The sequence below is a fragment of the Marinilactibacillus sp. Marseille-P9653 genome, assembly GCF_916618885.1.
GTDB lineage: Bacteria > Bacillota > Bacilli > Lactobacillales > Carnobacteriaceae_A > Marinilactibacillus.
Map to the genome: position 1 here is coordinate 1,009,084 of NZ_CAKAKH010000001.1, position 18,409 is coordinate 1,027,492.

At 36.7% G+C, this 18,409-nt stretch carries 20 protein-coding genes; all 20 read left to right on the forward strand.

Annotated elements, in window-relative coordinates:
- Positions 1 to 87 precede the first annotated feature (87 nt).
- Positions 88 to 813: a YebC/PmpR family DNA-binding transcriptional regulator gene (locus LG377_RS05075; protein WP_225743598.1), complete on the forward strand. Its 726-nt coding sequence runs from the start codon at positions 88 to 90 to the stop codon at positions 811 to 813.
- Between the two features lie 151 nt (positions 814 to 964).
- Positions 965 to 2,035: a competence type IV pilus ATPase ComGA gene (comGA, locus tag LG377_RS05080; RefSeq protein ID WP_225743599.1), complete on the forward strand. Its 1,071-nt coding sequence runs from the start codon at positions 965 to 967 to the stop codon at positions 2,033 to 2,035.
- 25 nt (positions 2,036 to 2,060) lie between these two features.
- On the forward strand, positions 2,061 to 3,056 hold the full coding sequence (gene comGB / locus LG377_RS05085; protein ID WP_225743600.1) for a competence type IV pilus assembly protein ComGB: 996 nt from the start codon (positions 2,061 to 2,063) through the stop codon (positions 3,054 to 3,056).
- A 2-nt stretch (positions 3,057 to 3,058) separates the two neighbouring features.
- The gene (gene comGC / locus LG377_RS05090; protein ID WP_225743601.1) at positions 3,059 to 3,403 is read left to right on the forward strand and encodes a competence type IV pilus major pilin ComGC; all 345 of its coding nucleotides are present in this window, start codon (positions 3,059 to 3,061) and stop codon (positions 3,401 to 3,403) included.
- 9 nt (positions 3,404 to 3,412) lie between these two features.
- Positions 3,413 to 3,868 (forward strand): competence type IV pilus minor pilin ComGD, encoded by a 456-nt coding sequence (gene comGD, locus LG377_RS05095; protein WP_225743602.1) that lies wholly within the window; start codon positions 3,413 to 3,415, stop codon positions 3,866 to 3,868.
- 260 nt (positions 3,869 to 4,128) lie between these two features.
- A complete protein-coding gene (gene comGF, locus LG377_RS05100; protein WP_225743603.1) occupies positions 4,129 to 4,659 on the forward strand; it encodes a competence type IV pilus minor pilin ComGF in 531 nt (176 codons plus the stop codon).
- Positions 4,625 to 5,035 carry a competence type IV pilus minor pilin ComGG gene (gene comGG / locus LG377_RS05105; RefSeq protein ID WP_225743604.1) on the forward strand — a complete coding sequence of 137 codons (411 nt, stop codon included), beginning with the start codon at positions 4,625 to 4,627 and terminating at the stop codon, positions 5,033 to 5,035. Before comGF ends, comGG begins: the two co-directional genes overlap by 35 nt.
- 229 nt (positions 5,036 to 5,264) lie before the next feature.
- Positions 5,265 to 6,329 (forward strand): Xaa-Pro peptidase family protein, encoded by a 1,065-nt coding sequence (locus LG377_RS05110; RefSeq protein ID WP_225743605.1) that lies wholly within the window; start codon positions 5,265 to 5,267, stop codon positions 6,327 to 6,329.
- 151 nt (positions 6,330 to 6,480) lie between these two features.
- Positions 6,481 to 7,038, forward strand: coding sequence for an elongation factor P (gene efp / locus LG377_RS05115; protein WP_225743606.1), 558 nt, complete (start codon positions 6,481 to 6,483; stop codon positions 7,036 to 7,038).
- 39 nt (positions 7,039 to 7,077) lie between these two features.
- The gene (locus LG377_RS05120; RefSeq protein ID WP_225743607.1) at positions 7,078 to 7,500 is read left to right on the forward strand and encodes an Asp23/Gls24 family envelope stress response protein; all 423 of its coding nucleotides are present in this window, start codon (positions 7,078 to 7,080) and stop codon (positions 7,498 to 7,500) included.
- Positions 7,497 to 7,982 (forward strand): transcription antitermination factor NusB, encoded by a 486-nt coding sequence (gene nusB, locus LG377_RS05125; RefSeq protein ID WP_225743608.1) that lies wholly within the window; start codon positions 7,497 to 7,499, stop codon positions 7,980 to 7,982. Before LG377_RS05120 ends, nusB begins: the two co-directional genes overlap by 4 nt.
- Before the next feature lie 172 nt (positions 7,983 to 8,154).
- Entirely contained in the window at positions 8,155 to 9,513 is a 1,359-nt protein-coding gene (gene xseA, locus LG377_RS05130; RefSeq protein ID WP_225743609.1) for an exodeoxyribonuclease VII large subunit, read from the forward strand.
- Between the two features lie 18 nt (positions 9,514 to 9,531).
- Entirely contained in the window at positions 9,532 to 9,768 is a 237-nt protein-coding gene (locus LG377_RS05135) for an exodeoxyribonuclease VII small subunit (RefSeq protein WP_225743610.1), read from the forward strand.
- A 10-nt stretch (positions 9,769 to 9,778) separates the two neighbouring features.
- The gene (locus LG377_RS05140) at positions 9,779 to 10,660 is read left to right on the forward strand and encodes a polyprenyl synthetase family protein (protein ID WP_225743611.1); all 882 of its coding nucleotides are present in this window, start codon (positions 9,779 to 9,781) and stop codon (positions 10,658 to 10,660) included.
- Positions 10,661 to 10,716: 56 nt separating this feature from the next.
- A complete protein-coding gene (locus LG377_RS05145) occupies positions 10,717 to 11,544 on the forward strand; it encodes a TlyA family RNA methyltransferase (RefSeq protein WP_225743612.1) in 828 nt (275 codons plus the stop codon).
- Positions 11,545 to 11,766: 222 nt separating this feature from the next.
- Complete coding sequence (gene argR / locus LG377_RS05150) at positions 11,767 to 12,216, forward strand: arginine repressor (protein ID WP_225743613.1); 450 nt, start codon at positions 11,767 to 11,769, stop codon at positions 12,214 to 12,216.
- A 44-nt stretch (positions 12,217 to 12,260) separates the two neighbouring features.
- Positions 12,261 to 13,967 (forward strand): DNA repair protein RecN, encoded by a 1,707-nt coding sequence (gene recN / locus LG377_RS05155; protein ID WP_225743614.1) that lies wholly within the window; start codon positions 12,261 to 12,263, stop codon positions 13,965 to 13,967.
- Between the two features lie 445 nt (positions 13,968 to 14,412).
- Complete coding sequence (gene gndA / locus LG377_RS05160; protein ID WP_225743615.1) at positions 14,413 to 15,849, forward strand: NADP-dependent phosphogluconate dehydrogenase; 1,437 nt, start codon at positions 14,413 to 14,415, stop codon at positions 15,847 to 15,849.
- Positions 15,850 to 16,157: 308 nt separating this feature from the next.
- Positions 16,158 to 16,850 (forward strand): response regulator transcription factor, encoded by a 693-nt coding sequence (locus LG377_RS05165; protein WP_225743616.1) that lies wholly within the window; start codon positions 16,158 to 16,160, stop codon positions 16,848 to 16,850.
- Positions 16,847 to 18,394, forward strand: coding sequence for a cell wall metabolism sensor histidine kinase WalK (locus LG377_RS05170; protein ID WP_225743617.1), 1,548 nt, complete (start codon positions 16,847 to 16,849; stop codon positions 18,392 to 18,394). Before LG377_RS05165 ends, LG377_RS05170 begins: the two co-directional genes overlap by 4 nt.
- The last annotated feature ends 15 nt before the right edge of the window (positions 18,395 to 18,409 follow it).

Sequence of the window (18,409 nt, forward strand, 5' to 3'; positions counted from 1 at the left end):
TTGAATTTGAACAATGAGAAAATTTTGCTATAATAAGATAGGTTCGAATTTCGATTCATAAAGTAGATAAGAAAGTAGGAATATAATATGGCAGGACATTCCAAATGGAAAAATATTCAACATCGTAAAGGTGCTCAGGATGCCAAGCGTGGAAAGATTTTTCAAAAATTATCAAAAGAAATTTATAAAGCAGCAAAAGATGGCGGAACAGATCCTGAAATCAATGCAGCTCTAAGACTAGCTGTAGATAAAGCTAAAGCAAACAACATGCCAAATGACAACGTGGATCGTGCAATCAAGCGCGCTTCTGATGCCGGACAAGGTGATAACTATGATGAAGTATTATATGAAGGTTACGGACCAAATGGAATTGCTGTTTTGGTTAGTGGACTGACAGATAATCTGAATCGTACGAGTACGAATGTACGTGTAGCCTTCAACAAAAATGGTGGTTCACTTGGAGAAAAAGGTTCAGTAAGCTACATGTTTGACCGTAAAGGATATATTGCAATCGCTCGTGAAGGATTAGATGTAGATGAAGATACAATGCTGATGAGCGTACTTGAAGCAGGCGGAGAAGAGCTTGAGACGTCAGAAGATGTATTTGAGGTCTATACAGACGTACAAGACTTTTCAGACGTAAGAGATGCACTTGAAGCAGCTGGTTACGAACTAGATCAAGCAGAGATCACGATGGTACCTCAAACCACTGTACCCGTACCAGAAGATAAATTAACGACATTTGAAAATATGATCGAAGCATTAGAAGATGACGATGACGTCAGTGAAGTTTACCACAATGCTGAAGTATAAAAATTGAACATTTTTGAAGGGAGAATGACTAAATGTCATTTTCTCTTTTTTTTATTTTAAAAATGATTTCTGAAGGAACTGAACAGTATATATAGATGAAACACTCAATTATAAAAGTATTCTAACTGGAAATAGAAGAAAGGGGGAACTTATGGAAATAGAATCTTTTGCAAAGCATCTGATTACTTTGGCACATTCTTTTGAAACAAGTGATATTCATATACTGCCTGAAGAAAATCACTATGTGGCCTATTACAGGTTACATGGAAGAATGGAAAAACAATTTTATTTAGACATAGACGAAGGCGCTCGATTGATTTCGTATTTTAAATTTGTTGCCAATATGGATGTAGGGGAACATCGAAAACCCCAAAGTGGATCGTTAAATTTTGAATTAGAAAGCAAAATGATCGATCTTAGATTCTCAACGATTACGAATTACCACTCAAGAGAGTCACTTGTCATTCGTCTTTTAAAACAAAAAAGCCAGGAAGATATGAAAACAGGTTCGTTTTTTGAGTATGAATTAGCTTTACTAAATAAGTTGATTGGGTTCAAAAGTGGATTAATCCTTTTTTCTGGACCCGTCGATTCAGGAAAGACGACCACAATCTACCAGCTCGTTAAAAATAGAATCAGTGAAGAAAAACAACAAGTTGTTACCGTTGAGGACCCTGTAGAAATACATGAAGAACAGTTTCTTCAGACTGAAGTGAATGAAAAAGCAGGCATCACTTACGAACATTTACTGAAATCCAGCCTTCGGCACCATCCAGATATTTTGATTGTAGGTGAGATTCGAGATGAAGAGACCGCCAAAATGGTCATTCGAGGTGCACTGACTGGTCATTTGATCATTGCATCTGTCCATGCAAAAAATTCTAGAGGCGTGATTCCTAGATTGATGGAATTAGGCGTTTCAAAAGAACTGCTTAGCCAAACAATTATCGGTATAGTTTTTCAGAAATTATTACCGCTGTCTTGTCCATTTTGTGAGCAATCTTGTCATCCCCATTGCAAAAGCATGTTGAATATTCAAAAAAGAGCAGCTCTTTTTGAAGTGTTGTCCGGAAGTATACTTCAACAACTACTCTCAGCTCAAACAGAAGTCGTTCAGGAACAAACAGGTTCAATAAACAGAGACTTTAACCATTTATTAAAAAAGGTGAGATTGTGTGGATATATTTCAGAAAAAACCTACGAACAGTACCTTATTCCTTAGTGTAAAAGAAACGAGGCAACAAGGATTGTTTTTAAAGCGCATTGGTACTTTATTGTGTGAAGGATTCTCATTAAAAGAAGCAGTAAGCTTTCTTTTCACTATTGCAGACGACAAACAAAAGAACTGGTTAACTTCAATTGAAAAAAGTGTATATGGTGGACACAACCTTCACAGTGCGTTGATCAAGATTGGATATAGTGAGCGAATCTGCACACAAATTTACCTATCGACAATTCACGGACATTTCTCCGAAACTGTCCGTATGGCAGGGGAGCAGTTAATAGAATCTGCTAAGAGAAGGAAAAGAATTCAAGCGATTGTTCAGTATCCAATTATGCTGATCTTGTTTATCACGATTATGCTCTTTTCGATGAGATTTGTCTTGATGCCGCATATACAAAGTATCGTGTCACCGGACGAACTTTCAGTGGGGATTGGAACTAAACTAATCATATCAACTGTTTATACAGCGCCTTACTGGATAGTGGTTCTTGTTGGAGTATTGTCTATAAGCTTCCTTCTAGTTCAATTCATGATTAAAAATCTCACTGTTATAGAAAAACTGAATTTGTACTGCAAAAATAAAATCTTCAGTGTATATGTCCAACTATATTGGACCCAATTTTACTCTTTTGAGTGGAGCCAGTTGTTAAAAAGTAACTGTAGTTTGATCGAAATTGTTCACTTGCTTCAAGAAGACGAAACATCAAAATTATCAAGAGAAGTTGGGAGCCATTTAGAGCAAGAAATGAGAAAAGGACAATCCTTTCAAGAAGCCTTAACAGACTTTGGGTTTTTAAAGCCTGAAATTGGAGAGATTGTCCGGCATGGTGAGTTGACTGGGAGACTTGGAAGTGAGCTGATGTTGTATGCCTCAGAGTGTGAAGAAGAGTTAAATCAAAGGATAGAAACTATCATGGAAAAAATACAGCCAATTGTATTTGTCGTTGTAGCGTTGATGATTATAGCGATATATGCAGCATTGTTACTACCTACATTCTCAATTATGGAAGGATTGTAAATATGAAAATTATATTTCCAAAAATCTCAAGAAAATCAATGTTAAAAGATGAAGGATTTACATTAATAGAAATGTCGCTGGTGCTTTTTATCATTTCAGTACTCTTACTACTGATTATCCCCAATATTGGATCGCACCAGGGTACAGCTAAATCAACGGGGGATACAGCGTTAGAAACGGTCGTTCAGACCCAAATAGATTTGTATGAAATAGAAAATAAACAGAAGCCGACCAGTTTGGAAGTGTTAAAAGATCAAAAGTATTTAAATGAAAGACAATTTGATGAAGTTCAAAAACAATTTTCCATCGATAGTAATGGAAACCTGATTAAGAAATCTGGAGGATAAATCAGTGATATGATAGTAGCTCAAAACCAGAAGGGTTATACATTAGTAGAAACATTGGTCGTTTTAAGTTTGATCTGGATATTTTTACTAATACCAGTTATCCCTTTTCAGTCTATTCAAGAAGAAACGGAAACAAAACAGTTCTTTAAGGAGCTTGAATCCACAATAACTTTGTTTCAGAATCATGCCATCTTGAATGGAGAAACCACTAGTTTCGAAACACGTCCAGCTGCTGGAGAGATTGCCTTCAGAGTCGTGACGGATAGAAATCATCCAATGAATGATAATTTGAAAATTCCAGAACATATTGAGCTGGTAAGTGCTTCTAGAGTTTACAGATTTATCTCTGGCTCTGGTAATCAGGGAAATCTTAACCCAATCAGGTTTAAAACAAACAGTCAATTGATTGTGATTCAATTTAGTTTAGGAAGTGGCCGATTTGATGTTAAGACAACGAATCCATAAAGGAGTGTCTCAAGAGGGATATGTCTTACTTGAAAGTCTAGTCAGTTTAAGCCTCATCACAGTTGTGCTAGTTGTTACTTTACCCTTAACAGTCAATTTGGTTCATAAACTGGAAAGACAAAGAATAGATGTAGAAATGCATCGAGCGGTATATGACCAATCAAAATTTTGGTCAGCTAATGAAAAAAACGCAACAGAAACCAGGTCATATTATACTCAATTAAGCGTGTCAAATACATCAAAGGGAATCGTGGCAGAAGGTGAAGACAATCAAACAATACAGCTCCAGATTAAATCAGTCTATTGGTTCCCATGAAGAGGGCTTTACGCTGATTGAGGTTCTTTTATCTTTGAGTATTGTTAGCTTGTGTGTAGTCCTATTATCTTTTTTTACAAGTCAGTCAAAAAGCCTTCAGGAAAGAATCAATACGGATCGTCAGATAGAGTGGCACCTATTCTTGAATCAAGTAGAATATGAACTGGAAGGAAGTTATAAGATCAGTGTTAATTTAGATAATATGAGCGTAGAAAAAGAGACTAAGCAAGGTCATAAAGAGATGATTAAGTACCAAAAGTATTTATCGCTCTTACGAAGACAAGTAGGTGGAGAAGGGCATCAGCCTATACTTACAGATTTAAAGTCTCTACAATTCAAAACAAAAGAGGATAAAGTCGTCATCACCGTACAATTCAATAATGAAGAAATGTACTCGGCTGTATTACTCATTCCAGATAAGTTAACCGAGGGGGAAGAAAGTGACATCCAAGAAACCACTCTTGAGAAACGATAGAGAAAGAGGCAGTATTCTAATATCTGCCGTACTATTCATGGCCATTGCTGCATTGCTTTTAACAGGCATTGCTTCTCTTGTCAAAATGCAGGTCAAACAATTGAGTCAAGTACAAAACAGCTATGAAGTACGGAGCATGATCAATTTAGCTGAAAAAGTTTTGACGTATTCAGAGACTGAAAGAGAAGCCGCTCAAAATGGGAACATCACTTTCAATAAAGGTAGCGTAGAATGGAGTAGAGTAAATGAACAAGTGTACAGATTGAAAGCTCGTTTAGATAATGGCCATGAATTGGTTAAAGAAATTTCTGTTCAACAAAAGACTATAAAAGAACCGGACATAGCTGATAGCGATGAAATGGCAGAAATTCCTTGAATTGCATAAATGCTTTTACTAAAATCATTTTTTCTAGATTCAGCCTTAAGATAACGAAAAGAGACGCTGAGTATAACTTGTTGCGTTTCTTTTTTTTCGTTCATTTGTTATACTATTAAAGTATAATGATCTCATTGGTGATCGAGAATAAGTGAATACATTAGATAGGTTTAATGTGTTGAAATAGCTCTAAGCAATAAAAATATAGTTTTAAGGATAGGATGTTTAGATGTCAAGAATTGAAACGATACAACAAAAATTGGTAGAAAATCAAATGGACGCAGTGTTGATTACAAGTCCTCATAACTTGCGCTATGCTTCTAATTTCACTGGTTCAACTGGACTAGCTGTGATTACAAAAGAGCAAGCTTTCTTTGTAACGGATTTCAGATATACAGAACAAGCTTCAGAACAAGCAAAAGGATTTGAAGTGATCCAAAATACAGGACCAATCTTTGATGTAGTATCTGAATTGATCTCCAAACATAAAATCGAGAGAATAGGGTTTGAAGAAAATCACGTTACTTTTGCTACTTATCAAACAATCAATGCGTCATTTAATTGTGCGCTTGTACCAGTAGGGTCATTGATTGAAGATATCAGAGAAATCAAAGATGAAGCTGAAATCGAATTAATTCAAGAAGCCATTTCAATTACTGAAGCAGCTTTTGAACATATTCTTACGTATATTAAACCAGGTATGACTGAAATTAAAGTAGCGAATGAATTAGATTTCTTTATGCGTGAACGCGGTGCATCAGGCGTGTCATTTGATACAATTGTCGCTAGTGGTGTGCGTTCTGCAATGCCTCATGGTGTAGCCAGTGAAAAGGTTATTGAACTCGGCGATATGATCACAATTGACTTTGGATGTTATTATAAGGGCTATGTTTCAGACATGACACGTACATTTGCTTTAGGAGATCCGGGCGAAGAACTAAAAGCAATCCATCAAATCGTACTAGATGCAAATCTTAAGGTGACTGCTGCTGCTAGAGCGGGGGTTTCTGGTTCTGAGCTGGATAAAATCGCAAGAGATTATATAACGGAAAAAGGGTATGGAGAAGCATTCGGACATTCTACAGGACATGGAATCGGTCTGGAAGTGCATGAAGGACCTGGAATCAACTTCAAAAATGACCAGCCGTTAGTTGTCGGAAATGTCATTACTAACGAACCGGGCATTTATATTCCAGGTTTAGGCGGCGTCAGAATCGAAGATGACTTGTTGATTACTGAAAAAGGAAACCGAAACTTGATGAAGTCTTCAAAAGAGCTCATCATCATTCAATAAATGCGCAATCAATTGAGAAATAACGCTTTCTAATCAATGGATAGTAAGACTTATGACTCAAATCATGGTACAATAACATTGTATATAACAGTGTGATACTCTATCAATCGATCAGCTTGTATAGAAAACACTTCGGGAGGAATTTAATAGAATGATATCAACAAACGATTTTAAAACGGGTCAGACAATTCAACACGATGGAAACATTTGGAGAGTACTTGAATTTCAACACGTGAAACCTGGTAAAGGTGCAGCGTTCGTACGTTCAAAACTTAAAAATCTTCGTAGTGGTGCAGTTCAAGATAAAACTTTCCGCGCAGGCGAAAAGCTTGAAAGTGCACATATCGAAAATAAAACAATGCAGTATCTTTATGATAATGCTGGAACACATGTATTCATGGATACGGAAACATATGAACAACTTGAAATTCCAGAAGATCAAATTAAAGATGCATTGAAATTCATGAAAGAAAATATGCTTGTAGAAATCATGATGTTTGGTCATGAAGTCCTAGGGGTAGACTTACCAACTAAAGTAGAACTTAAAGTTGTAGAAACAGAACCAGGAATTCGTGGAGATACGACTTCTGGAGGATCTAAACCAGCAACTCTTGAAACAGGTGCTGTTGTAACTGTACCTTTATTTGTAAATAAAGATGATGTACTGATTGTGAATACTTCAGAAGGTACTTACGTATCACGTGCGTAATCATCATTTAACTATAAATAGTATAAAGGAGGAATAATCGTGGCAGAAGAAACATTTGTTGGAGAGCATCATATCAATCCATTTGGTGAGATTGAGGTTGCTCCTGAAGTCTTGGAAGTCATTTCTGGGATAGCTGCTAATGAAGTTGATGGCGTTTATGCGATGCAAGGCAAATTTACATCAGAAGTAAAATCCATGTTTGGTAGAACGAGCCATAATAAAGGTGTTCATTTAGTGTCCGACGAAGAAGGACTTAAAGTAGAAGTCTATTGCTACTTCAAGTACGGCGTAAATGTACCGAAAGTTGCTCTGGATATCCAGCAACGAATTAGAGAACAAGTCTATCATATGACTGAAATTGAGTTAACAGAAATCAACATTCATATTGTAGGGATCGTACCAGAAAAAACAAATCTCCAAGAATTATTTGAATTGGAATCGGAAGAAGATGAGACAGAGTGAAAACTGTAAGGCGTGTGATTCGGGAAAAAGCCTTTCAGTCTCTTTTCCAGCTATCCACAGATATTGATTGTACAAATGAAGAAGTGATTCAGTTCTCACTTGAAAGTGAATTGAATATGAAAGAAAACTATTCGGCAGAAGAAGCGATGAAGATTGTACTTCCCGAAGACAAAAGCGGAAGTCAAATCGTTAGAGATGCATTGAATTACTTGACGGTTGTGGTTGCAGGCGTTAAAGACAACGAAAATGTGATTGACGAAACGATTTCAAGACATTTGAAAAAGTGGACTTTAAACAGATTAGAAAGAACCAATTTATTGATTTTAAGACTAGCGACTTATGAATTGCTTTTCCAGAAAGAAATTGATAAGAGTATTGTCATTAATGAAGCGATTGAATTAACAAAAGACTTCAATGATCAAAATGCTAGTAAGTTTGTTAATGGGGTACTTCAAAGTATCGTTGATACACAAGCCGAGTAGTTTATAAAATCTAAATAAGAACTTCTAAAATCGATGCCTCATTAATAGTTTAAGCGAATGACGAGGTAATATGAAGAGGGAAGAAATAGGAGTGCAATGAATTCAGCATTCCTATTTTTTTCGCTCTCTTTCTATATGAAGCGAAAAGATTTAAATATAAAGGAGGGAAATGATGGAAGAACAATACTTAACCGTTTCCCAATTGACGAAGTATATCAAAAGAAAATTTGAACGTGACCCTTATATGGATCGTATATTTTTGACTGGAGAAATCTCCAACTTTAATCGAAATCGTAGAAATGGACATCAGTATTTCAATTTAAAAGATGATCAGTCAAAAATATCTGCTATCATGTTTTATGGCGATTTCAAAAAGCTGAAATTCCAGCCAGAAGAAGGTATGAGTGTACTCGTTATTGGACGAATCTCTGTTTATGAAAAAACAGGTTCTTATCAGATTTATATCGAACATATGGAGCCTGATGGCGTTGGAGCTCTGTATCAAGCTTATGAAGAATCTAAAAAGAGACTAACCGCAGAAGGTCTTTTTAATCAATCCTTAAAAAAACCGTTACCGAAGTTTCCAAAAAAATTAGGAATTATCACCAGTCAAAGTGGTGCAGTTATCAGAGATATTATTACAACCGTCAAAAGAAGATTTCCTTCAGTTGAATTATTCTTGTTTCCGACCTTAGTACAAGGAGATAAAGCGGCTAAGTCTATTGCTGGAAATATTCAAAGAGCAGATGCTAGGCAAGATTTGGATGTCTTGATCGTAGCCAGGGGTGGTGGCTCTTTTGAAGACTTATGGCCGTTCAATGAAGAAATCGTTGTTAGAGCGATTGCTTCGGCCCAAACGCCCGTGATTTCTTCTGTTGGACATGAAACGGATACGACTTTGTCTGATTTAGTAGCTGATGTTAGAGCGGCTACACCTACCGCAGCTGCAGAGCTAGCAGTGCCGGTGTTGTCCGATGAACTGATCAAAATTGAGCAACAGGAACATCGTTTATATAGAGCGTACCAGAATCGTATACAATTTCTGAAAGACCGTTTAGCTCGAGTGGAGCGTTCTTATATTTTCAGACAGCCACAGCGCTTGTATGAAGGGTACAGTCAGAATCTTGACCAGCTTCAACAACAACTTGTCCAGACGGTGAAAGATACAGTAACAAAACGGGATCAGCAGCTCAAACTATTGTCTCAGCGGTTAACTGCATTAAATCCCTCTAATACAATTCGTCAGTATAATCGAGAACTTCAGCAGCTAGAAAAACAGCTTTTAAGAGCTCAAAAACAATTGCTAGAGCAGTCAGATAAACAATTGAATTTTTATATTCAATCATTGGAACATCTTTCGCCACTGAAAATACTGGGTAGAGGATTTGCTTATGTCAGAAAAGAGGATACTGTCGTGAAATCTACAGAGAGTTTATCTGTTTCCGATGAGATATCTGTCCAGTTGTCAGAGGGTTCCTTTAAAGCTGAAATTACAAGTATTGATTCAAATACTGATAAAGATAAACAATAAAAGAAGGTAGGGAATAAGATGGAGAAAGAGATGAACTTTGATGATGCGCTAAAAGAACTAGAAGAAATCGTTTCAAAACTTGAGCAAGGAGATGTTCCGCTTGAGGAAGCACTAGATCAGTTCCAAGAAGGCATTAAGTTAAGTAGATTATGTAAAAAAACGCTTCAAGAAGCAGAAGAAACCATGACAAAAATCGTTGATGAAAATGGAAAAGAAGCAGCGTTTGAAAATGATTTAAATCGTCAGGAAAACTAGGAGTGACCAAATGAAGTTTCAAGAATTCTATAATAAAGAATATGAACCATTTGAATCGTACAGTTTGATGCTTATCAAAGAACGAAGTGGTACGGTTATCGAAAGAGCTATGAAATATTCGCTAGAAGCAGGAGGGAAAAGATTACGTCCCTTACTGATGCTTGCGGTCATTTCAGCTTTTGGTAAAGATCTAAAAGATGGCTATCCAGTTGCGGCAGCACTTGAGTATATGCATACGTATTCTTTGATACATGATGATTTACCAGCTATGGACAATGATGATATGCGCAGAGGTAAACCAACGAGCCATATCAAATTTTCAGAGTCTACTGCGATCCTAGCGGGAGATGCATTATTGACTTATGCATTTGAAGTAATGGTTTCCGGAGACATTGAACCCGAAAAACAAGTTAAATTGATCAAAGAGCTTGCATACTGTTCTGGTTATGAAGGGATGATTGGCGGTCAGCAAGCTGATATAGATGGTGAACATGCAGCATTATCCCTAAACGAACTGGAAGCTGTGCATGCTAGAAAAACAGGAGAATTAATTCGATATGCTATGTTTGCAGGCGGTGTTATTGCAAATTGTGATCCAGAAACAGTCACTTTATTAGAAGAGATTGCAAGAAAGATTGGTGTTGCCTACCAAATCAGAGATGATATTCTGGATGTTATTGGAGACGCAGAAGAACTGGGTAAAGCAACTGGGGCAGATAGTAAACTAGGTAAAAGTACCTACCCAGCCATACTTGGGCTAGAACAGGCCAAAGAACGTCTTCAGACAGAATTAAACACAGCGAAAGCACGTGTGACTCAGATAAAAGAAACACACGCTTCGTTTGATGAAGAACTGTTAGTAACGTTTATCGATTCTTTGTTGCTAGGGTGAATGAATGTATCTTGAAGTGATAAGTTTTATAGTAGAAACTGAAAGGAGGTTCTCAGTTGAAGAAGCAGCGTGCGGATGAATTGTTAATTCGTCAGGGTTGGGCAGAAGATCTGGAAAAAGCCAAAAGGTTTATCATGACTGGGAAAGTGTACACACGAGACGAAAAGCAGATTTTAACAGCTGGTGAAAAATGGTCTATGGATACAGAAGTATACATTAAAGGAAATGAGCTTAAATATGTTAGTCGCGGTGGATTGAAACTAGAAAAAGCCATCACGTTATATGAAATTGACTTGTCAGATAAAACGGTATTAGACATTGGATCGTCAACAGGTGGCTTTACAGATGCTGCTTTGCAAAATGGTGCTCGATTAGTCTATGCTCTTGACGTTGGAACCAATCAATTGGCTTGGAAACTGAGAACTAATCCGAATGTAGTCGTTATGGAACAAACCAATTTCAGACACTGTACAGTAAAAGATTTTAAAAACGGACAACCTGACTTTGCTACAATTGATGTTTCCTTTATTTCTCTTGAACTAATTTTGCCTGTTTTAAAGACGATCTTAGCTCCAGAAGGTGAAGTCGTAGCACTGATTAAACCGCAGTTTGAAGCGATGAAGGAAGAAGTCGGTGAAAAAGGGATTATAACGGACCTTGAAGTTCATAGAAGAGTGCTTATAAACATTTTGAAATTTGCATACGTCAATGAATATACACTAAAAGGATTGACCGTTTCTCCTATTACGGGTGGAAAAGGAAATGTTGAATTTTTAGCATACCTGAAAAATGGAAAATCTGACAATGAGCTTATTGAGGAAGAAATAAACGCTGTTTTGAAAGCTGATGAATACCTTGGTAAAAGTAACAGAATTTCCACCTAATTGTTTAAACGTTTTCATTTTATTCATGCTTTACCGATATTTCACTTTGAACCGGAAGCGTTCTGAGGTATACTAAATTAGAAACAATGTATAAATATACTGTATAAAATTAAAAAGAACGTTATTCACACTATATGAAAAATCATTATGTGTGGATGTTTAAGCAGGGTTGTTTAAATGTTGAGATTGTGGCCGGAGATAAGACTAGGAGTGTCGTAAAGTATGAAAAAGAAAGAACGTCACCAACTTCTAAAACAGTTAGTACAACAAGAAACGATTCAAAAGCAGGAAAATTTTGTGGGTATTTTAAAAGAACTTGGCATAGAGGTTACACAAGCAACGATCTCTAGAGATATAAAAGAGATGCAACTGATTAAAGTACCTTCACAATCTGGAGGGTATCAGTATAGTGTACCACCTGAAATGAACTTTAATATTTCCAAAAAATTATCCAGACTCATGAAAGATGCTTTTGTATCTATTGATACTCAAAAAGAATTTGTCCAAATCAAAACATTACCGGGTAATGCTTTTGCATTGGGCGCTCTAATTGAAACGGCTAATTATGAAGAAGTTTTTGCGTGTATATCAGGAGATAATTCTGTATTGATTATTTGCCGATCAGAAAACCAGGCCGAAATACTTCAGAGAAGAATGATTTCGTTTGTTTAGTCTGATTGGATTGTCTATTTATCATTAGATTGGGAGGGTTTGCTTTGCTGCAAGCATTGCATATTCAAAATTTTGCGATTATACAAGAGTTATCACTAGATTTCAATCAGGGAATGACTGTGCTGACAGGGGAAACTGGTGCAGGAAAATCGATTATCATCGATGCTGTCGGTTTGCTTGCTGGAGGTAGAGGGTCGGCGGAATTTGTTCGATATGGAACAAAAAAATGTTTACTTGAAGGACAATTCTTGTTGAATGAAAACAAGGAAGTCATGAGACTTCTTGACAAACATGCCATTGATTCTGACGATCAAGTAGTCATGATCCAAAGAGAGATTCATGCTACGGGTCGTAATGTTTGTAGAATCAATGGTAGTATCGTGACCATTGCTGTTTTAAGAGAAATTGGTAATGCCATGATTGATATTCATGGTCAAAATGAACATCAGGAATTAATGGATTCCGAAAGTCATATTGAGCTACTTGATCAATATGGCAATTCCAAGTTAGAAACATCCAAAAATCGCTATCAAATGTTATTCAAAGAATATAAAAAAGTCAAAAAAGAGCAGAATAATTGGCAATATAACGAAAGAGAGTTTGCACAAAGACTAGACATTTTAAAATTTCAAGTCGAGGAAATTTCAGACGCTCAACTTGAAGACAATGAAGAAGAATCTTTAAAAGAAGAAGAACAGAAACTTTCGAACCACCAATCTATTGTCGAAGCTTTATCGAATAGTTATAAGGCGCTTCAAGGAGATGAAGATTCAAGTGGATTAGATTCAGTGGGACAAGCCATGGATATTATGTCTTCAATAGAATCTATGGATGAAAAGTTCAAACAGATTTATGATACATTATCCTCTGCGTTCTTTCAAATTCAGGAAGCCTCAAGTGAAATCTACAATGAGATGGACAGTCTTGAGTATGATGAAGAACGATTAAATGAGATTGAAGAGAGACTGAATCTGATTCAACAACTCAAAAGAAAGTATGGAACTTCGATAAGCGAAATCAAGACTTTTCTCCAGAATGCAGTTGATGAGCTGGAGAAAATTGAAAATCGCGAAGGTCAAATGGATCATTTAAATAAAAGAGTGGTAGAACTTGAAAGTAAACTTCTTGAAGAAGGAAAAGCATTATCTACATTAAGACGTCAAACGGCTTTGAAACTGGAAAAAGCGATTCATGAACAATTAAAAGAATTGTTTATGGATAAAGTAGTTTTCGAAGTTCAGTTCTTGAGAGACATTAAAGCATTTAGGATGGATAGTGCACATGATAACGGTTTGGATAAGATAGAATTTTATGTATCAACTAATCCAGGGGAACCGTTAAAACCACTGGTCAAAGTTGCATCTGGAGGAGAATTATCTCGCATGATGTTAGCGATGAAGACGGTGTTCTCAAAAGAACAAGGCATAACGAGTATTATATTTGATGAGGTAGATACAGGTGTCAGCGGGAGAGTTGCACAAGCGATTGCAGATAAAATTTATTCAGTCGCTTTTCATTCTCAAGTATTATGTATTACACATTTACCCCAAGTCGCTGCTATGGCAGATCAGCATTTATACATTAGTAAAGTCATCGTTGAAGACAGAACAAGTACGCACGTAGAGCAACTAGCGGATAAAGACAAGATTTCAGAAGTTGCGAGAATGCTCGCCGGTAGTGAGATCACGAAGCTAACGATGGATACCGCAAATGAACTGCTTTTGTTGGCTTCAAAGAAAAAGAAAGTATAAAAAAAGTCATGGAGAATCCCCATGACTTTGGTCTATAATAAAACGCCTAGTATAGCAGCAATTGCTGGGAAAGCCATTAAGATGACCATTGCCCAAATAATGATTTTAGAGATTAAACCTGATTTACTTTTTTTATTGTCTTTTTTTACCACTAGTCTACACCAACTTTCTAAGTGATGGTTGCTTGTCAGTTAATAGTGTACGCAATATAAGCTTTTTTTTCAAGAGTATAGAAGATTGTTTTAAAAGTATTCAAAGTTTGATACTATTAAGCTAAAGATTATAATTAATTTGTACACTGGAAGTATCCAGATACAAAAACCTAATGATTAGAGTGGGTATTGATAAGGTAGACCGATTTTCTACGATAAACATTCAGTTGAAACTGACTGATAACAAGTAGATTCTCAGTCCAAATATCAAACCTGAGAGGAGAATGAAGCAATTGAGTAAACAACAAGTCGGCGTCGTTGGTATGGCTGTTATGGGAAAAAACCTTGCACTAAATATCGAGAGTAGAGGATACAGTGTTTCAATCTACAATCGTACAAATGCTAAAACGGATGCAGTCATAGCAGAAAATCCAGGTAAGAACTTAGTTGCCACTTATGAACTAGAAGAATTTGTTCAATCTCTTGAAACACCTCGTCAAATTTTATTGATGGTTCAAGCTGGTAAAGGAACAGATGCTGTTATTCAACAGCTATTACCTTTCTTAGATAAAGGAGATATTCTAGTAGATGGTGGAAACACATTCTACAAAGATACGATCCGTAGAAGTGAAGAGCTTGCAGAATCAGGCATCAACTTTATTGGTACCGGGGTATCTGGTGGAGAAGAAGGCGCACTAAAAGGCCCCGCAATTATGCCAGGTGGTCAAAAAGAAGCGTATGATTTAATCGCTCCAATTCTTGAAAAGATTGCTGCTAAAGCACCAGCAGATAACGAACCCTGTGTAGCGTATATTGGACCTAACGGAGCTGGTCACTATGTAAAAATGGTTCATAATGGAATTGAATATGGAGATATGCAACTGATCGCTGAAGCCTATCACTTATTAAGTGAAGTTGCAGGCCTTCCTAATGATGAGATTGCTGAAGTGTTCAAAGAATGGAATACTGGAGAACTAGATAGTTTCTTGATCGAAATCACAGCGGATGCTTTGACGAAAAAAGATCCAGAAACAGGTAAACCAATGGTTGATATCATCTTAGACCGTGCTGGAAATAAAGGAACAGGTAAATGGACTTCTCAAAGTGCGCTGGATTTAGGTGTACCTCTTCCATTGATTACTGAGTCTGTATTTGCTAGATACATCTCTGCTCTTAAAGATGAGCGTGTAGCTGCAAGTAAAGTCTTAGCTAAACCAATTGCCAAAGCATACAATGGCGACAAAAAAGAATTGATTGAAAAAATTCGTCAAGCACTTTACTTCAGTAAAATCATGAGCTATGCTCAAGGATTCGCTCAAATGAGAACAGCTTCTGATGAATATAACTGGGATCTTAAGTACGGTGAAATCGCAAAAATCTTCCGAGCAGGCTGTATCATTCGTGCTGGATTCTTACAAAAAATCACAGACGCATACGACAGAACGCCTGGCCTTAAGAACTTAGTTCTTGATGAGTATTTCTTAGATATTACGAAAAACTACCAACAATCTGTTCGTGATCTAGTTGGATTAGCTGTACAATCTGGCGTTCCTGTGCCAGCATTCTCTTCAGCAATCTCTTATTACGATTCTTACCGTTCAGAACGTCTGCCAGCAAATATCATTCAAGCACAACGTGATTATTTCGGTGCACACACTTACGAACGTACAGATAAAGAAGGCACATTCCACTTCGACTGGTATGGAGATAATGGTCAAGAACAGTGGTAAGCACAAACAAATCAATTTAGATTGAATTGAAAAACGGAAAATGTGGATTCCACTTTTTTGGAATCCGCATTTTTTGTGTGTTAATTGTACGTTTTGAATAGAATTGTAGGCATGTTAAAGAAAAATTAGAAAAAAGTTTAAAGCTAACATTTTTTCTGTGTAAAAACTATGTTAAACTGATGGTGTATACGTGGATTAGTTTGAGTATAAAGCTATTATGCCCTTTATGCATACAAATTTTTCTTAAAATATAACTGAACTATAAGTAAAAATGTAAAAAAGTAAATAGAGAACTGGGAGCTGAAAAAATGGGGAAAATTTTAATAATTGAAGATGAAAAAAACCTTGCGCGTTTTGTGGAGTTAGAATTAAATCACGAAGGATTCGAAACAGAAGTTCGTTTCAACGGACGTGCTGGACTTGAAGCTGCTATTGATGAAAATGAAGAATGGGATATTATCTTGTTGGATCTTATGTTGCCTGAATTAAACGGTATCGATGTAGCACGTCGAATTCGTCAAGTAAGCAATGTGCCCATCATCATGATGACTGCTAGAGATTCAGTGATTGACAGAGTATCTGGTTTTGACCATGGAGCAGATGACTATGTTGTAAAACCATTCGCAATTGAAGAATTGCTTGCTAGAATGCGTGCACTATTAAGACGTATTGAAATTGAGACAGAAGAAAATGCCAATAGACAAACAACAGTAACATACAAAGACTTAACTGTTGAAAAAGAAAACCGTGTTGTTCGTCGCGGTGAAGATGTCATTGAATTGACTAAACGTGAATACGAGTTGCTCGTTGAGCTAATGGAAAACGTTAATGTCGTATTATCAAGAGAAGTTTTGTTGAACAAAGTATGGGGTTATGAAACTGAAGTTGAGACAAATGTAGTAGACGTTTATATTCGTTACTTGAGAAACAAAATTGATGTTCCAAATAGAGAAAGCTATATTCAGACTGTCAGAGGTACTGGATATGTGATGCGTACGTGAAACAGGTTGTAACAACTGAAAATGATATGAATCAGAAAAAGAGAATTTCTTTAAGGTGGAAATGGACGATTGGAGCAGCCATTGCGATTTTTTTGACTTATACAATTTTTTCAACGATCCTTTATGTTAGTTTTCAGAGAAGTATGTTAGAGAACGAAGAAGTTGCTTTAAGAGATACTGTTCAGAATCTGTCAGATAGGTTTGGTCAGCAATTCTATGATTTAACAGAAGAGTCTGTTGCAGATACGCTGGAATTGAGTCAATTAAGGCTTCTTCCTACACTTCCTGATCCTGAATCAGAAGAAATCGTCGATGAGGAAACACCTATTCCTTTGCGAATCGGTCAAGGCGGGATGTATGTTCGAATCTTTAACACAGAGTCAGAATTACTTTATGAAACAGCGACATTTTCAACTGATTTTACACCCACAGAGGATTTACGGATTGATACAATCGATGGTCCGTATGGTGAAGCCTTTTCGGCCAGAAAACCAATTTATTCATATTTAAATAATGATCATATTGGATACGTTCAAGTGATTAATTCACTTTATTTGTACCATCAGCTGTCTGATAGTGTTTTGATGGCCATACTGGTTACCGGTGTCATTGCTCTGATGTTTAGTGCTATTATAGGGTATTTTATTGCTCGAAAATTCTTACAACCAATCAGAAAAATCACAAATGCTATGAAAAGCATCGAATTGGATCCAGAATCAGTTGAAAGAATTGACGTTGGAGATGGCCGAGATGAATTAACAGATTTGGCCAACGCCTATAACAATATGCTCGACCGGATGCAGAAAAACATCGAACATCAGAAACAGTTTGTTGAAGATGTATCACATGAATTAAGAACACCAGTAGCTGTAGTAGAAGGACACTTGAAGTTACTGAATAGATGGGGGAAAGATGACCCAACGGTTCTAGAAGAGTCCTTGGATGCTTCTTTACAAGAAATAGGACGAATGAAGAGCCTTGTTCAGGAAATGCTAGATTTATCTAGAGCTGAACAAGTAGAAATTCATTACAAGAATGAACAGACGCCCGTGCGACAAATCATATATGCAACATTTAATAATATTAAACTCGTTCATCCAGATTTTGTATTTATTCTAGATGATGATCTTCGAAAAGAAGTATACGTGAATATTTACCGTAATCACTTGGAACAGATTCTGATTATCTTATTGGATAATGCAGTGAAATATTCTACGGATAGAAAAGAAGTGCATATCTCTGTATCACTTGATAGCAAAGAAATTCAAATTGCCATTCAGGATTACGGAGAAGGTATGACAGAAGAAGATACTGAGAAGATCTTTAACCGATTCTACCGTATCGATAAGGCACGTAGCCGTTACAAGGGTGGAAACGGGCTTGGGTTATCGATTGCCAAGCAACTGATTGAAGGTTATAAAGGTAGGATTTGGGCCGAAAGTGTACTGAATCATGGTTCGATTTTCAGAATTATGTTACCTGTATTAAAAATAACGGATGATGAATTAAACCATACAACAAAAGAGCCACAAGCTGAGGAGTAATTCCTTAGCCCGTGA